Annotated in this window: 13 protein-coding genes; 6 read left to right on the top strand and 7 right to left on the bottom strand. The window is 55.8% G+C overall.

The features are described 5' to 3' along the window. The first annotated feature begins 202 nt into the window (after positions 1 to 202). The 6 genes from greB (at position 203) to ACMHLI_RS14825 (ending at position 7,394) form a co-directional block, all read left to right on the top strand. On the top strand, positions 203 to 676 hold the full coding sequence (greB, locus tag ACMHLI_RS14850) for a transcription elongation factor GreB (RefSeq protein ID WP_413530132.1): 474 nt from the start codon (positions 203 to 205) through the stop codon (positions 674 to 676). A 122-nt stretch (positions 677 to 798) separates the two neighbouring features. Continuing rightward, positions 799 to 3,132 (top strand): Tex family protein, encoded by a 2,334-nt coding sequence (locus ACMHLI_RS14845; protein ID WP_413530131.1) that lies wholly within the window; start codon positions 799 to 801, stop codon positions 3,130 to 3,132. Between the two features lie 414 nt (positions 3,133 to 3,546). Then, a complete protein-coding gene (feoA, locus tag ACMHLI_RS14840) occupies positions 3,547 to 3,771 on the top strand; it encodes a ferrous iron transporter A (protein WP_413530130.1) in 225 nt (74 codons plus the stop codon). Between the two features lie 65 nt (positions 3,772 to 3,836). Further along, entirely contained in the window at positions 3,837 to 6,155 is a 2,319-nt protein-coding gene (feoB, locus tag ACMHLI_RS14835) for a Fe(2+) transporter permease subunit FeoB (RefSeq protein ID WP_413530129.1), read from the top strand. 8 nt (positions 6,156 to 6,163) lie between these two features. Next, positions 6,164 to 6,403 (top strand): FeoC-like transcriptional regulator, encoded by a 240-nt coding sequence (locus ACMHLI_RS14830; RefSeq protein WP_413530147.1) that lies wholly within the window; start codon positions 6,164 to 6,166, stop codon positions 6,401 to 6,403. A gap of 70 nt (positions 6,404 to 6,473) precedes the next feature. Next, on the top strand, positions 6,474 to 7,394 hold the full coding sequence (locus ACMHLI_RS14825) for a LysR family transcriptional regulator (protein WP_413530128.1): 921 nt from the start codon (positions 6,474 to 6,476) through the stop codon (positions 7,392 to 7,394). Here ACMHLI_RS14825 and ACMHLI_RS14820 read toward each other — a convergent pair. From ACMHLI_RS14820 to ACMHLI_RS14790, 7 genes are all read right to left on the bottom strand, one after another. Continuing rightward, positions 7,374 to 8,018, bottom strand: coding sequence for a hypothetical protein (locus tag ACMHLI_RS14820; RefSeq protein WP_413530127.1), 645 nt, complete (start codon positions 8,016 to 8,018; stop codon positions 7,374 to 7,376). The two genes, ACMHLI_RS14825 and ACMHLI_RS14820, sit on opposite strands and share 21 nt — an antisense overlap. 188 nt (positions 8,019 to 8,206) lie before the next feature. After that, entirely contained in the window at positions 8,207 to 9,142 is a 936-nt protein-coding gene (gene mdcH, locus ACMHLI_RS14815; RefSeq protein WP_413530126.1) for a malonate decarboxylase subunit epsilon, read from the bottom strand. A 24-nt stretch (positions 9,143 to 9,166) separates the two neighbouring features. Beyond that, the gene (locus ACMHLI_RS14810) at positions 9,167 to 9,793 is read right to left on the bottom strand and encodes a malonate decarboxylase holo-ACP synthase (RefSeq protein ID WP_413530125.1); all 627 of its coding nucleotides are present in this window, start codon (positions 9,791 to 9,793) and stop codon (positions 9,167 to 9,169) included. A gap of 19 nt (positions 9,794 to 9,812) precedes the next feature. Beyond that, the gene (locus ACMHLI_RS14805) at positions 9,813 to 10,775 is read right to left on the bottom strand and encodes an AEC family transporter (protein ID WP_413530124.1); all 963 of its coding nucleotides are present in this window, start codon (positions 10,773 to 10,775) and stop codon (positions 9,813 to 9,815) included. Positions 10,776 to 10,963: 188 nt separating this feature from the next. Continuing rightward, positions 10,964 to 11,779, bottom strand: a complete 816-nt coding sequence (mdcE, locus tag ACMHLI_RS14800; RefSeq protein WP_413530123.1) for a biotin-independent malonate decarboxylase subunit gamma — start codon at positions 11,777 to 11,779, stop codon at positions 10,964 to 10,966. Then, positions 11,776 to 12,618 (bottom strand): biotin-independent malonate decarboxylase subunit beta, encoded by an 843-nt coding sequence (locus tag ACMHLI_RS14795; RefSeq protein WP_413530122.1) that lies wholly within the window; start codon positions 12,616 to 12,618, stop codon positions 11,776 to 11,778. Before ACMHLI_RS14795 ends, mdcE begins: the two co-directional genes overlap by 4 nt. Further along, on the bottom strand, positions 12,608 to 12,910 hold the full coding sequence (locus tag ACMHLI_RS14790; protein WP_413530121.1) for a malonate decarboxylase subunit delta: 303 nt from the start codon (positions 12,908 to 12,910) through the stop codon (positions 12,608 to 12,610). Before ACMHLI_RS14790 ends, ACMHLI_RS14795 begins: the two co-directional genes overlap by 11 nt. Positions 12,911 to 12,929: the final 19 nt, after the last annotated feature.

Here is a 12,929-nt window from a genome sequence, read left to right as displayed (position 1 = left end):
AATATTGCGAAAAATCTCAAACGGTAAGAAAACCGCAATAAGTACGGCGAAGGATAATAATTATTCGTTTAAAAAGCCATCAGATAAAACGTAGCATCCCGTCAGTTTTTTCGGCCAATTTCTGCGCTGTCAGTCACGCGATTGTGTGAAACAATGGCCGCAGGAATTTTGGAATACACACGTGTGGAAGGCGACAGGTAGCATGAAGACCAAACTCATTACCCGCGAAGGCTATGACAAACTCAAAACTGAGCTGGATTTCTTGTGGCGCGAAGAACGACCGGAAGTCACTAAAAAGGTAACCTGGGCCGCCAGCCTTGGCGATCGCAGCGAAAATGCCGATTACCAGTACAACAAAAAGCGCCTGCGCGAGATCGACCGTCGCGTGCGCTATCTGACCAAATGTCTGGAGCAGTTACGCATCGTCGATTACTCGCCGCAGCAGGACGGCAAAGTGTTCTTCGGCGCCTGGGTGGAAGTGGAAAACGACGATGGCGACATCAAACGTTTTCGCATTGTCGGCTACGATGAAATCTTTGGCCGCCGCGACTATATTTCTATCGACTCCCCGATGGCGCGCGCGCTGCTGAAAAAGGAAGTCGGTGACAGTCTGGTGGTCACCACGCCGGTCGGTGACGCGACCTGGTACGTCAATAACATTGAATACGTCAAATGATCAGCTAACTCTCAAAACGTGAGGCACATCGTCCTGACGGCTGGCATTTTCAGCCTTCAAACCGTATAACTGTGCCCCTGCTTTTTACGTCACTCACTAACGAAAAAACTGATACCAGACTTATGAATGATCAACTGAGCCGCATTATCGCAAGTGAATTGCAGGTTCGCCCGGAGCAGGTTGCTTCCGTGGTGCGTCTGCTGGATGAAGGTAATACCGTGCCATTTATTGCGCGGTATCGTAAGGAAGTCACCGGTGGGTTGGATGATACCCAGCTGCGTCAGTTGGACACCCGTCTGGGTTATCTGCGTGAGCTGGAAGACCGCCGTCAGACCATCCTCAAATCCATCGAGGAACAGGGCAAACTGAGCGACGATTTGGCCAAAGCGATCAACACCACGCTAAGCAAAACCGAACTGGAAGACCTTTATCTGCCGTTCAAACCGAAGCGCCGCACGCGCGGGCAAATCGCTATCGAAGCAGGTCTTGAACCGCTGGCAGAACTGCTGTGGAACGATCCGAAAAACGAACCTGACGCGACGGCTGCCCAATTTGTCGATGCCGATAAAGGCGTCGCCGACACCAAAGCCGCGCTGGACGGCGCACGCTACATCCTGATGGAACGTTTCGCCGAAGACGCCGCGCTGCTGGCGAAAGTCCGCGACTATCTGTGGAAAAATGCGCATCTGACTTCGCGTCTGGTCGAAGGCAAAGCGCAGGAAGGCGCGAAGTTTAGCGACTATTTCGATCATCATGAACCGATTGCCAAAGTCCCGTCGCACCGTGCGCTGGCGATGTTCCGTGGCCGTAACGAAGGCGTCTTACAGCTGGCGCTGAATGCCGATCCCCAGCACGACGAACCGCCAAAAGAGAGCTATGCCGAACAGCTGATCATCGATCATCTGGGTCTGCGCCTTAATAACGCCCCTGCCGACGTCTGGCGCCGCGCGGTGGTGAACTGGACGTGGCGCATTAAAGTGCTGCTGCACCTCGAAACCGAGCTGATGGGCACCGTTCGCGAACGCGCTGAAGATGAGGCGATTAACGTTTTCGCCCGCAACATGCACGATCTGCTGATGGCCGCCCCGGCCGGTATGCGCGCGACGATGGGTCTCGATCCGGGTTTGCGTACCGGTGTGAAAGTTGCTGTTGTGGATAACACCGGAAAATTGGTGGGTATCGATACCGTTTATCCACACACCGGTCAGGCTGCTAAAGCCGCGCAACAAGTTGCGGCGCTGTGCATCAAACATAACGTCGAACTGGTGGCGATCGGCAACGGGACGGCTTCCCGCGAAACCGAACGCTTCTTTATCGAGCTGCAAAAACAGTTCCCGGCGGTAAAAGCGCAGAAAGTGATCGTCAGCGAAGCCGGGGCATCTGTCTATTCCGCCTCCGAACTGGCGGCGCTGGAATTCCCGGATCTCGACGTGTCCATTCGTGGTGCGGTGTCAATCGCCCGTCGTTTGCAGGACCCTCTGGCCGAACTGGTGAAAATCGATCCGAAATCCATCGGTGTCGGCCAGTATCAGCACGACGTCAGCCAGTCACAGCTGGCGAAAAAGCTCGATACCGTGGTGGAAGACTGCGTGAATGCCGTGGGTGTGGATCTCAACACCGCGTCCGTGCCGCTGCTGACACGCGTTGCCGGTCTGACCCGCATGATGGCGCAGAATATCGTCAACTGGCGCGATGAGAACGGGCAGTTCCGCAACCGTGAGCAACTGCTGAAAGTCAGCCGTCTGGGGCCGAAAGCCTTCGAACAGTGTGCGGGCTTCCTGCGTATCAACCACGGCGACAATCCGCTCGATGCCTCAACGGTTCACCCGGAAACGTATCCGGTGGTGGAGCGCATTCTGGCGGCGACGCAACTGGCGTTGAAAGATCTGATGGGCGATTCCAATGCGCTGCGCGGCCTGAAAGCCAGTGAGTTTACCGACGAGAAATTTGGTATGCCGACGGTGACCGACATCATCAAAGAGCTGGAAAAACCGGGGCACGATCCGCGCCCTGAGTTCAAAACCGCGACCTTTGCCGATGGCGTGGAAACCATGAATGATCTGATGCCGGGCATGATCCTTGAAGGTTCGGTCACCAACGTGACTAACTTCGGCGCGTTCGTCGATATCGGCGTTCATCAGGACGGGCTGGTACACATTTCGTCTCTGGCTAACAAATTCGTCGAAGATCCGCATACCGTGGTGAAAGCCGGCGATATTGTTAAAGTCAAAGTGATGGAAGTTGACCTGCAACGCAAACGTATCGCGCTGACCATGCGTCTGGATGAGCAACCGGGCGAAGCCCCGGGGCGTCGCTCTTCCGCGCCCTCCGCAGGGGACAATCGCGATGGGCAGAAACGTCCAACACAAAACAAACCGGCGGGTCGCAATGCGGCTCCGGCAGGCAATAATGCGATGGCCGATGCACTGGCCGCCGCGTTGGGTAAAAAACGCTAACCTTTACGTTTTAAGCCATTAAACGAAAGCCGCTGAATTTTAGCGGCTTTTTTTATGTACCTTTTTTCGACACTTTTTAAAGTCTCTCCTAATGAATCAATCACTGCGGTAAATCAATAAAACAGAGATTCCACAGGCATAGGATATGCAACGCGGTAGGGACATCCGTGAAGAGGCACGCCTCTTTTCTTTTTGTCTTTTTACACGTACTAATTATGATAACTATTCTCGTTTGTACTTCCTTGCGTATTCAAACTACAGTTAACGTAAGGTCGATAATTGCGCACCAGGGACAATTTCTGAGCAGTTTTTTTTGCAACATAAATCGCATTTAAGTGGAATATCCGGGCACGGAAGCGCGGCGTAGCTTTTGCAACGCGGCCCCCACAAACCCGATCGCTTCGCGAGGAACTTATGCAACTTCAATCACAACGTGCTTACAAAATTACCGGCTTTTCTCATGAGATTAGCCCGGCGTATCGCCAGAAACTGCTGTCACTCGGCATGCTGCCGGGATCATTCTTCAACATCATCCGCGTCGCACCAATGGGCGACCCGATACAGATCGAAACCCGCCGCACCAGTCTGGTGGTTCGCAAGAAAGATCTTGATCTGCTTAAACTCGAAATGCTGGCCTGACTTCTTTGCGCAGGTCACATTAATCCCTGCGCGCTTTCCCCTTTCTCACACGCAGACCTGAACGTATGAAAGCACTGACCATTGGCCTGATTGGTAATCCCAATTCAGGTAAAACCACCCTTTTCAATCAGTTGACCGGTTCACGTCAGCGCGTAGGCAACTGGGCGGGGGTGACCGTCGAACGTAAAGAAGGCCAATTCTCCACCGAAGATCATAAAATCACGCTGGTGGATTTACCGGGCACTTACTCCCTGACCACCATCTCCGAACAAACCTCGCTCGACGAACAAATCGCCTGCCACTACATTCTCAGCGGCGACGCCGATCTGATGATTAACGTCGTGGATGCCTCCAACCTTGAACGAAATTTGTATCTGACCCTGCAACTGCTCGAACTCGGCATTCCGTGCATCGTCGCGCTGAACATGCTCGACATCGCTAAAATCCAGAACATTCATATCGATATCCCGGCGCTGTCTGCGCGTCTGGGCTGCCCGGTTATTGCGCTGGTGTCTACCCGCGCCTCCGGCATTAAAGAACTGAAATCCGCCATCGACCAGCTGCCACCGGCCACGATGCTTGCGCGCGTGACCTACCCTCCGCTGCTGCAAAAGGAAGTGGACGTGCTGGCCGCCGCCATGCCGTCAGAGATGGCGCTGCAACAACGCCGCTGGCTGGCTTTGCAAATTCTTGAAGGCGATATCTACAGCCAAACCCACGCCGGTAACGCGCAACAGCTGCTGCCGGAAGTGAAAGCCCGACTGGCCGCGCAGGAGCTGGACGATCCGGCGCTGCTGATTGCCGATGCGCGCTATCAGTCTATCGCCCAGCTGAGTGCTGAAATCAGCAACTCGCACCTCACCGCGCCGAATAAACTGACGCAGGTGCTGGACCGCGTGATCCTTAACCGTTTCCTCGGCGTACCGATTTTCCTGCTGGTGATGTACCTGATGTTCGTTCTGGCGATTAATATCGGCGGTGCGCTGCAACCGATTTTCGATATTGGTTCCGCGGCGATTTTCATTCAGGGCATGCAGTGGATTGGTTATACCCTGCACTTCCCGCAGTGGCTGACCATTTTCCTCGCGCAGGGTGTGGGCGGCGGGATCAACACCGTTCTGCCGCTGGTACCGCAAATCGGCATGATGTACCTGTTCCTCTCCTTTCTTGAAGATTCCGGTTACATGGCGCGCGCCGCGTTCGTGATGGACAGGCTGATGCAGGCGCTTGGTCTGCCCGGCAAGTCCTTCGTGCCGCTGATTGTCGGGTTCGGCTGTAACGTTCCGTCGATTATGGGTGCCCGAACGCTGGACGCCCCGCGCGAACGCCTGATCACCGTGATGATGGCACCGTTTATGTCCTGCGGCGCGCGTCTGGCTATCTTCGCCGTTTTCTCCGCAGCGTTCTTCGGGCAGGACGGCGCCTCCGTCGTCTTCTCACTGTATTTGTTAGGCATTGTGGTCGCCATCCTCACTGGCCTGCTGCTCAAATACACCATCATGCGCGGCGAAGCCTCCCCGTTCGTGATGGAACTGCCGGTGTATCACGTTCCGCATCTGAAAAGCCTGCTGCTGCAAACCTGGCAGCGTCTGAAAGGATTCGTGCTGCGCGCCGGTAAAGTTATCGTCATCGCCAGTATTTTCATCGGCGCACTCAACAGTTTCTCGTTCAGCGGCAACGCGGTGAATAACATCAATGATTCAGCGCTGGCCTCGGTCAGTAAAGTGCTGACGCCGGTGCTCGCGCCGATGGGTGTGCATAATGACAACTGGCAGGCGACAGTCGGTCTGGTGACCGGTGCGATGGCCAAAGAAGTGGTGGTCGGTACGCTGAACACCCTTTACACGGCCGAACACATCACTAATGAAGAATTTGATGCTGCGAATTTCAACCTGATGGACGAACTGGGTGGCGCGGTAAAAGAGACCTGGCAGGGGCTGAAAGATACGTTCAGCATCAGCGTGCTGTCTAACCCGATTGAAGCCAGTAAAGGCGATGGCGAAATGGGTGTCAGCTCGATGGGCGTAATGAGCAGCAAATTTGGCTCAGCGATTTCAGCCTACAGCTATCTGATCTTCGTGCTGCTGTACGTGCCTTGCGTGTCGGTGATGGGGGCGATTGCCCGTGAAACCAGCCGCAGCTGGATGACCTTCTCGATCTTCTGGGGGCTGAACGTCGCCTATTCTCTGGCAACGTTGTTCTATCAGGCAGCCACCTTCAGCGATCATCCTGGACACAGTACCACTCTCATTCTTATCGTCCTTGCCTTCAACGCGCTGGTGCTTATCGCCCTGCGCAAAGCCCGCAGCCGCGTCAGCGTAAATTTGCAACCGCGTAAAGCGTCAGCCTGCTGTGCGTCCACTACCGACGGCGATTGCCACTAGGAGACATGATGGCCAGTCTGATTGAGGTACGCGACAGTCTCGCACTGGCTGGCCGGGCGGATGCCCGCCAGCTCAGTCTCCAGCTCAATATCCCGCAGCCGCTGGTGCAGGCGATGCTTGAAAGGCTGGTCGCCATGCGTAAAGCCGAGGCCATAGAAGCCGACGACAGCTGCCTCTCCGGCGGCTGCAAAAGCTGCGCCGAAGGTAAAAAATGCCTGACGGTCAGCTATCAGCTCATTTCGCATTGATTCGAATCCTTTCTCAATAGCCGCACTGCGGCTATTATCCTCAGGCCGCAAACGCGCCGCAGGAACCCGTATGATCGACAGTGAAATCACTTTCCGCAAACTCGAAATTTTCCTCGCCTATATGGAAAAACAGAATATCAGCCGCGCCGCCGAGCAGCTCGGGCTGAGCAGCGTCAGCGTGCATCGCGCGCTACATTCTCTGGAAGAAGGTTTGCGCTGTCCGCTGTTCATCCACAAAGGCCGCAATCTGTTGCCACTGCCTGCCGCCGAAGCGTTGCTTGAACACGCCACGCAGGTCATCGAACAGATGGAGCACGGCATTCAGGCCACCCAGCGCGCCGCCGGATTTGGCGACAAACGCCTGAAGCTCGGCACGCTGTATTCCCTGACGCTGGAAACCATTCCGCGCCTCATCATGGGGCTTAAACTGCGCCGTCCGGAACTTGAGCTGGAACTGGTCATGGGCTCGAACAATGATTTGCTGCACAAGCTGGAAGACGGCCAGCTCGATGCCATCCTGATTTCCACCAGTGACTCCAGCATCGACGCTCAGCGTTACGATCAGCTGCCACTTTTTCAGGATGATATCTTCCTCGCTGCCCCCGCCAGTTCAGAAATGGCAACCGAGGGCACGGCGGATTTGCGGGATTTTAAACAGGAAAAATTTGTCTCACTGGCCGAAGGATTCGCGACTTACCACGGGTTTCAGGAAGCGTTTCAGATTGCCGGATTCGAGCCGGATATTGTAACGCGGGTAAATGACATTTTCTCGATGCTGAGTCTGGTGCAGGCGGGCGTCGGGTATACGCTGATCCCGGGCAGAATGAAGGGAGTGTATGAAAATACGGTGCGGTTACTGCCGCTGGCCGAAGCCTACCAGATGCGCCAGACCATCGCGCTGGTGTTCCCGCACAGCCGCGAGCACGATCCCAACCTGCTCGCCCTCGCAGCCGAAAGCCGGATGTATGCGCTAGCGAGCCGCAAGCGCTGAAAGGCGCTCGCTGTTTTGCGCAATTAACACCACCGGCCAATGCGTTTTGTCCGGATGATCACTCCATATGGCAGATTCCGGAATACTCACACCGTCGTACCGCATTCTGGTGCCATCGTAAGGGTAAAATTGGCCTTTCTCAGTATCCAGCACGAAAACCACTAATCCGGCAGAGTCTTGCGCAAGCCGTTTCCACAATGCCCGTCCGCCGGTGTATTGCTCATTATCACTCATCAGTGTGAGATTTTTTTTAGTGACCAGCGTTTCATATAACAAGGTCGCTAAACGGTAATCTCGCATTCCTGAATTGACGACAACACCTTCGATTTGAAATGCCTTCTCGTCTTCCCAAAACTCGCGTACGTCGAGAATTTCGTCATCATTTTTCCGGCGGGAAAGTTCCAGCGTGGCAATCACGTGGTGTCGCTTTTCGCCACGGTTATCTGTTCTGGTTTGCGCTTCTGCAATGGCGATAAACGGAATTTTTTCATCATAAATGACCAACATGTCGACATTGTTGAAATGTATCTCATCAATGATCTCAAACCGTCGGGCCAGGGTAGCTGTGCTGTACGATCTGTCGAGCACTATCATTTTTGAATCCCCGCGAATTAAAACTGGCATGATATCCCTTCATGTAAAGAGGCAACCCTTCAATCAGCAATTGAAGAGTCATTGGACAATAGCATATTGCGCAATACTCCAACAAAAAGGAACGCGAAATATACAAATTACTTTTGTAATTCAGCGTATTACTGAAAAACGTAACACACCAAAAACATCAGTTCATGCCCAACCTATCACAACAATTTCTACCGCTCATTTTCCCGTAACCGCGCTGCGAGACGTCTCGCAACCTGCATGCCGGACTGGCATAAGGACAGCGCTTCGCCCTGTTCCATCGCGCGTCGGGTGAGGCCGCTGAGCACCGCGCCGGGGGGCATTTCGATTGCCAGACGCACATCGCGCTCATACGCCGCGCCCATTGCGTCACGCCAGTTCACGGTGCGCGCCATATTCATCGCCAGATCGTCGGCGATTTTCTCCGGCTGCCAGTAAACACGTCCGGTGGTGCCGCTGAGATAGCCACAGGTCGGGCGGCAAATCGTCACCTCTTTGAATGCATCCACCAGTTTTGCGGCAGGTTCATCGAGCAACGCACAATGCGATGGCACGCTGACCGCCAGCCGGTGGGTTTTCTGCGCGCCCTGCACTTTGGCAAGCGCCATCACTTGCTGCATCGCGGCGTCACTGCCGGCGATCACCAGCTGGTCTTCGGCGTTAATATTCGCCAGATAAACCGGTGATTCAGAGGTGTTGACCTGCGCCACTAATGCTTCGACTTGATGCTGACGCAGGCCGGTGATCGCCGAAAGGCCAAACCCCTGCGGATACGCCTGCTGCATCAGTTCGCCGCGCAACGCGACCAGTTTTACTGCCTGTGAGAAATCGAGCGCACCGGCGATCACCGCGGCAGGAAACGCACCGATCGACAGGCCGCTGCAAAAATCGGCCTCGATACCCTCGGCCAGACATTGTTTTGCCCAGACCACACCGGCAATGAGTAAACAGAGCTGAACCGCACGGCTATCGCGCAAGGCGTCGGCGGTGTCTAAGAGCAGGACGTCTTCGCCGAGCGCGCGGCTGGCCTGCTCAATCAGGGAATGCGTCAGGGCGTTGTCCGGTAAACGGTGCAGCATTTGCGGCACCTGCGGCCCCTGACCGGGGAAAGTAAAGAGGATTTTCATCGTGCTCCTTGCTGGTGGCAGACCTCAGCCTGCCGGCGATTGCCACGGGTCCCGCACCCGCAACGGGCCGGTGTCAGTTTTCAGCATCACGTCACCACCACGCAGCCATTCGCTGAGGGCAAAACCGCCCTGTGGTGTATTGATCTGGACATCGGCGCGACACACGAGCCGCTGAAGCTGGTCATAAAATTCGGTGAACTGCGCGCGGCTGACCGGTGTGTCGCAGCGCACCAGCAAATCCAAATCGCTGTCGGCATGCATCACCGGAAGGTCACTGGCCAGCGCATAGGCACAGCTGCCCGTCACGCCCCATATAAAAGGCAGCTGCATTCTGCACAACGTGATCAGCGCCTGCACCGGTTGTTGCGATACAAACGGTGAGTGCAGAAGCACATTGACGTCGCTGACCAGTGATTCCGGCGTCACCACCCGCACGATCGCCGCCGGGCTAAGCCAGGCGGCGGCACGCTGAATGCGTGTCAGCCCGCGAATGCCCACCGGAACAGCGCCGTCAGCACGCGCATCGCGACGCACTACCAGCGGCAACGCGGTGCGCCAGCTGCTGTTTACCCAAGCAGGTAAAGCATCGTTACTGTCGAGCGCAGAGCGGTCATCTGTCCAGATAAAATCATGGGCACGCGGTTGAGACATCGTTTTCGATCCTTTCTTATCAGTGAAGTGAAGCGGTCAGCGTGATAAACAGCGGCAGCGTCACAATGCACAGCACCGAGCTTATCAGCAGAGACGCTTCGGCATCCGGCGACTGCACACCAAAACGGTTACCGAATACGATGCCGAAGAAACCGGCGGACAGCGCAATCATCAGGATCGCCGTCACCGCCACCTGACCGCTCAGGCCAAACGCCAGCACCAGACCCCAGGCGATAAACGGCTGGATCAGGTTTTTCGCCACACAGGATAACAGCACCGGAGCGTTAATTTTCAGCTTACGGGCGGAGAGGATCACACCGGTCAGGAACAGCGCAGAAGCGGTCGCTGAAAGACCCAGAGGCTTGATCGACGCCAGGAAGATTTCCGGCATTTTAATGCCAATCGCCGCCAGAATCACACCCAGCAGCGGTGCCCAGACGATCGGTTTTTTCACCGAACGCCACATCAGCACCGGCAACAACGCCAGTGATGAGCCCTGATTTTCGCCGCTCAGACGTGCTTTTTCACGTTCCAGAATCAGCAGGCAGAACGGCGTCATCAGCACCGAACCGCAGGCGATAGAAACCGCCACGGACAACGACGTTGAAGGCGCATCACCCATCACGCTGCTCAGAATAGGCAGACCGAGCGCGGCATAGTTTGGCAGCGCAACAGTCAGCGTCAGGACGGCAGCATCCTGTGCAGACTTCTTAAACACTTTGGTGCAGATAAAATAGATGGCCGCGTAGGTTATCCACATCGCCAGCACCAGCACCAGAATCAGCGGTGACTGTTCGACAATGCCCGACCACGGCGTTTGTACGGTCGCTGCAAACAGCGCAGCGGGTAAAGCGAAATCCATCACAAAAATATTCAGTAAAGAGACATTCTGGTTATCCACCATTTTCGCTTTCCCGGCATAAAAACCGAGGATCATGATGACGAAAATAGGGGCAAGCGCGTGCAAAATTACGTAAGTCATAGCGAGTTTCCTGAGACAAAAATGAATGCTCAGTCAGCGCCGGTGCGATGGTTTTTTTAGTATGACAGTCCAATTGCAGACAACAGCAGGCTCGCACCCTGACCAATCATCAGGGCGGAACCCGCAATGCGGCTGCGTCACGCTGTTTGCAGGTGCGTTACCGGTTGAGACTGAAAGTAGTTAACGAATTACCATTCCTGGCGCATCTGCTGGCGAACGCGCTGCGAGCTGGCGCGGTTTTCGGCACCCAGACGATTGCTGAGGCTTACGCCTTCTTTGCGTGCGTCCTGGATGTTTTGCCAGACCGTGTTTTCGACACGGGCGATATCGTCAGGCGTGGCGCTGTCGGGATCGGCGATGTCGAGCAGTTGCGACAGCAGCCCCAGCGTGGCGTAGTTTTCAATGTCGTAGGCCATCGGCGGAATGGTCGCCGCCAGTTTTTCCAGCGCATCGACAGAGCGCAATGTGATACGAGCGGCGGATTCTTTCCCCATCGCGTGGATCATCACGCCGTTATTTTTGAAAGCGATCAGCTTGTTGGCCTGATAGCCGTGCGCCAGAAACGCACCGGACATCGCTTTGCCGACAATCAGCCCGACAACCGGATGCCCGGCCAGACGCGCATTGGCGTAAGCCCCTGCGGCACCGGCCAGCGCCTGATGAATACCGAACGCTTCTTCGCGACGTCCATACGCCTGACTTGGCACATCAATTACCGCCACGATAGCGCGCTTGGTGGCTGCGTTGGCATCGGCGGCAATCACATCGTTGACGATTTTCGCCAGCGTCCAGCCTTCCAGCAAACCGACTTCACCGCCCGCGGCGCGCGGATAATGATTGTTTTTATCCGGCACCACGGCGATGAAACGCACGGCCTGATCGTTAATTTTGCCGTCTGCCGCTTTAACGGAGGGGCACAGCCCGGCCACCGGCGTGGCGTCTTTGATCAGTTCGGCGAACCAGTAATCACCCCGGCTCACAGTGTGGCTATCAAAAGTGCTCATGCGCGATCCTCCCGGTTAAACAAGGCTTCCGTCACGTCACGGCTGGCCTGCTGCGCGGTGTCAAAACCGGTCAGTTTTGGCAGGTAATAATCATAATTATCAGAACGGTGTGTCGCAGGGACGCCCTTTTTGATGAAGGCCAGTACGTTGTCTTTCACTTCAATAAGGGAATCTTTGACCAGCGCATCAACAAAACCGCTGTGATAACGCACTTCGCCGCCGGTCATGCTCCAGATAAACGGACGGTCGCGGGAATCGTATTCATCGATACCGGCTTCCTGTTCGATCACCTGCGGGCCGTTCAGGCCGAGGCGCGCTTCGCGGGTGACAATCAGATAGCTGCACAACGCGGCGGCAATCGACATCCCGCCGAAGCAGCCGACGGTTCCGGCCACGACGCCAATCACCGGCGTATAGCGGCGTAAATCCACAATCGCGGCGTGAATGTCGGCGATGGCCGCCAGCCCCAGATTGGCTTCCTGCAAACGTACACCACCGGTTTCCAGCAGCAGAACCGCCTGCGTCGGGATACCGTTGCGGTTATCCTCCGCCGCCATTTCCAGCGCAGCGGCCATTTTGGCTCCGGACACTTCGCCCATGCTGCCCCCCTGGAAGCTGCCTTCAATCGCGACAACCACCGCAGGCTGGCCGTTAATCTGGCCTTTGGCGACGACCATACCGTCATCGGCCTGCGGGACGATGCCCTGCGGTTCCAGCCACGGCGACATGATGCGATCGAACGGCCCCAGCAGTTCGCGGAAAGTCCCGGCGTCCAGCAATTTGCGGGCGCGCTGACGGGCATTCAGCTCGATAAAGCTCTGATCGGCATCAGTTTGCATGTTCAGCCTCCTCAAAAACCTGTTCGATACGCAGACGGGCAACCCCTGGTGTGGCGCCAAAATCATGGATGTCGAGGCGACCTGCCGGTAATTCGCGCAGGGTACTCAGACGGTCGAAAAAGTGCTGCCACAGACTGTGGCTGCCATCGACGGAAGTGGTTACTGAAATCTTCAGCGCCTGCGTGGCGTGAGGTTCATACAGCGCTTCTAAGTCGCCGGAACCCACCACGCCGGCCTGGGCGTGAACTGCCAGCGGTTGGGCCGCCGGATAACTAAATTCAAAACGTTCCATAACACCTCTTTTTACTGAT

Origin of the sequence: Rahnella inusitata, assembly GCF_965118895.1 — a bacterium.
GTDB lineage: Bacteria > Pseudomonadota > Gammaproteobacteria > Enterobacterales > Enterobacteriaceae > Rahnella > Rahnella inusitata_A.
Note: the sequence above shows the minus strand (reverse complement) of the source record. Positions and strands in the feature narration are given on the sequence as shown.

Excerpts from the sequence above, each read along its gene's own strand:
- greB (WP_413530132.1), top strand. The coding sequence starts at position 203 with ATGAAGACCAAACTCATTACCCGCGAAGGCTATGACAAACTCAAAACT.
- ACMHLI_RS14845 (WP_413530131.1), top strand. The coding sequence starts at position 799 with ATGAATGATCAACTGAGCCGCATTATCGCAAGTGAATTGCAGGTTCGC.
- feoA (WP_413530130.1), top strand. The coding sequence starts at position 3,547 with ATGCAACTTCAATCACAACGTGCTTACAAAATTACCGGCTTTTCTCAT.
- feoB (WP_413530129.1), top strand. The coding sequence starts at position 3,837 with ATGAAAGCACTGACCATTGGCCTGATTGGTAATCCCAATTCAGGTAAA.
- ACMHLI_RS14830 (WP_413530147.1), top strand. The coding sequence starts at position 6,164 with ATGGCCAGTCTGATTGAGGTACGCGACAGTCTCGCACTGGCTGGCCGG.
- ACMHLI_RS14825 (WP_413530128.1), top strand. The coding sequence starts at position 6,474 with ATGATCGACAGTGAAATCACTTTCCGCAAACTCGAAATTTTCCTCGCC.
- ACMHLI_RS14820 (WP_413530127.1), bottom strand. The coding sequence starts at position 8,018 with ATGCCAGTTTTAATTCGCGGGGATTCAAAAATGATAGTGCTCGACAGA.
- mdcH (WP_413530126.1), bottom strand. The coding sequence starts at position 9,142 with ATGAAAATCCTCTTTACTTTCCCCGGTCAGGGGCCGCAGGTGCCGCAA.
- ACMHLI_RS14810 (WP_413530125.1), bottom strand. The coding sequence starts at position 9,793 with ATGTCTCAACCGCGTGCCCATGATTTTATCTGGACAGATGACCGCTCT.
- ACMHLI_RS14805 (WP_413530124.1), bottom strand. The coding sequence starts at position 10,775 with ATGACTTACGTAATTTTGCACGCGCTTGCCCCTATTTTCGTCATCATG.
- mdcE (WP_413530123.1), bottom strand. The coding sequence starts at position 11,779 with ATGAGCACTTTTGATAGCCACACTGTGAGCCGGGGTGATTACTGGTTC.
- ACMHLI_RS14795 (WP_413530122.1), bottom strand. The coding sequence starts at position 12,618 with ATGCAAACTGATGCCGATCAGAGCTTTATCGAGCTGAATGCCCGTCAG.
- ACMHLI_RS14790 (WP_413530121.1), bottom strand. The coding sequence starts at position 12,910 with ATGGAACGTTTTGAATTTAGTTATCCGGCGGCCCAACCGCTGGCAGTT.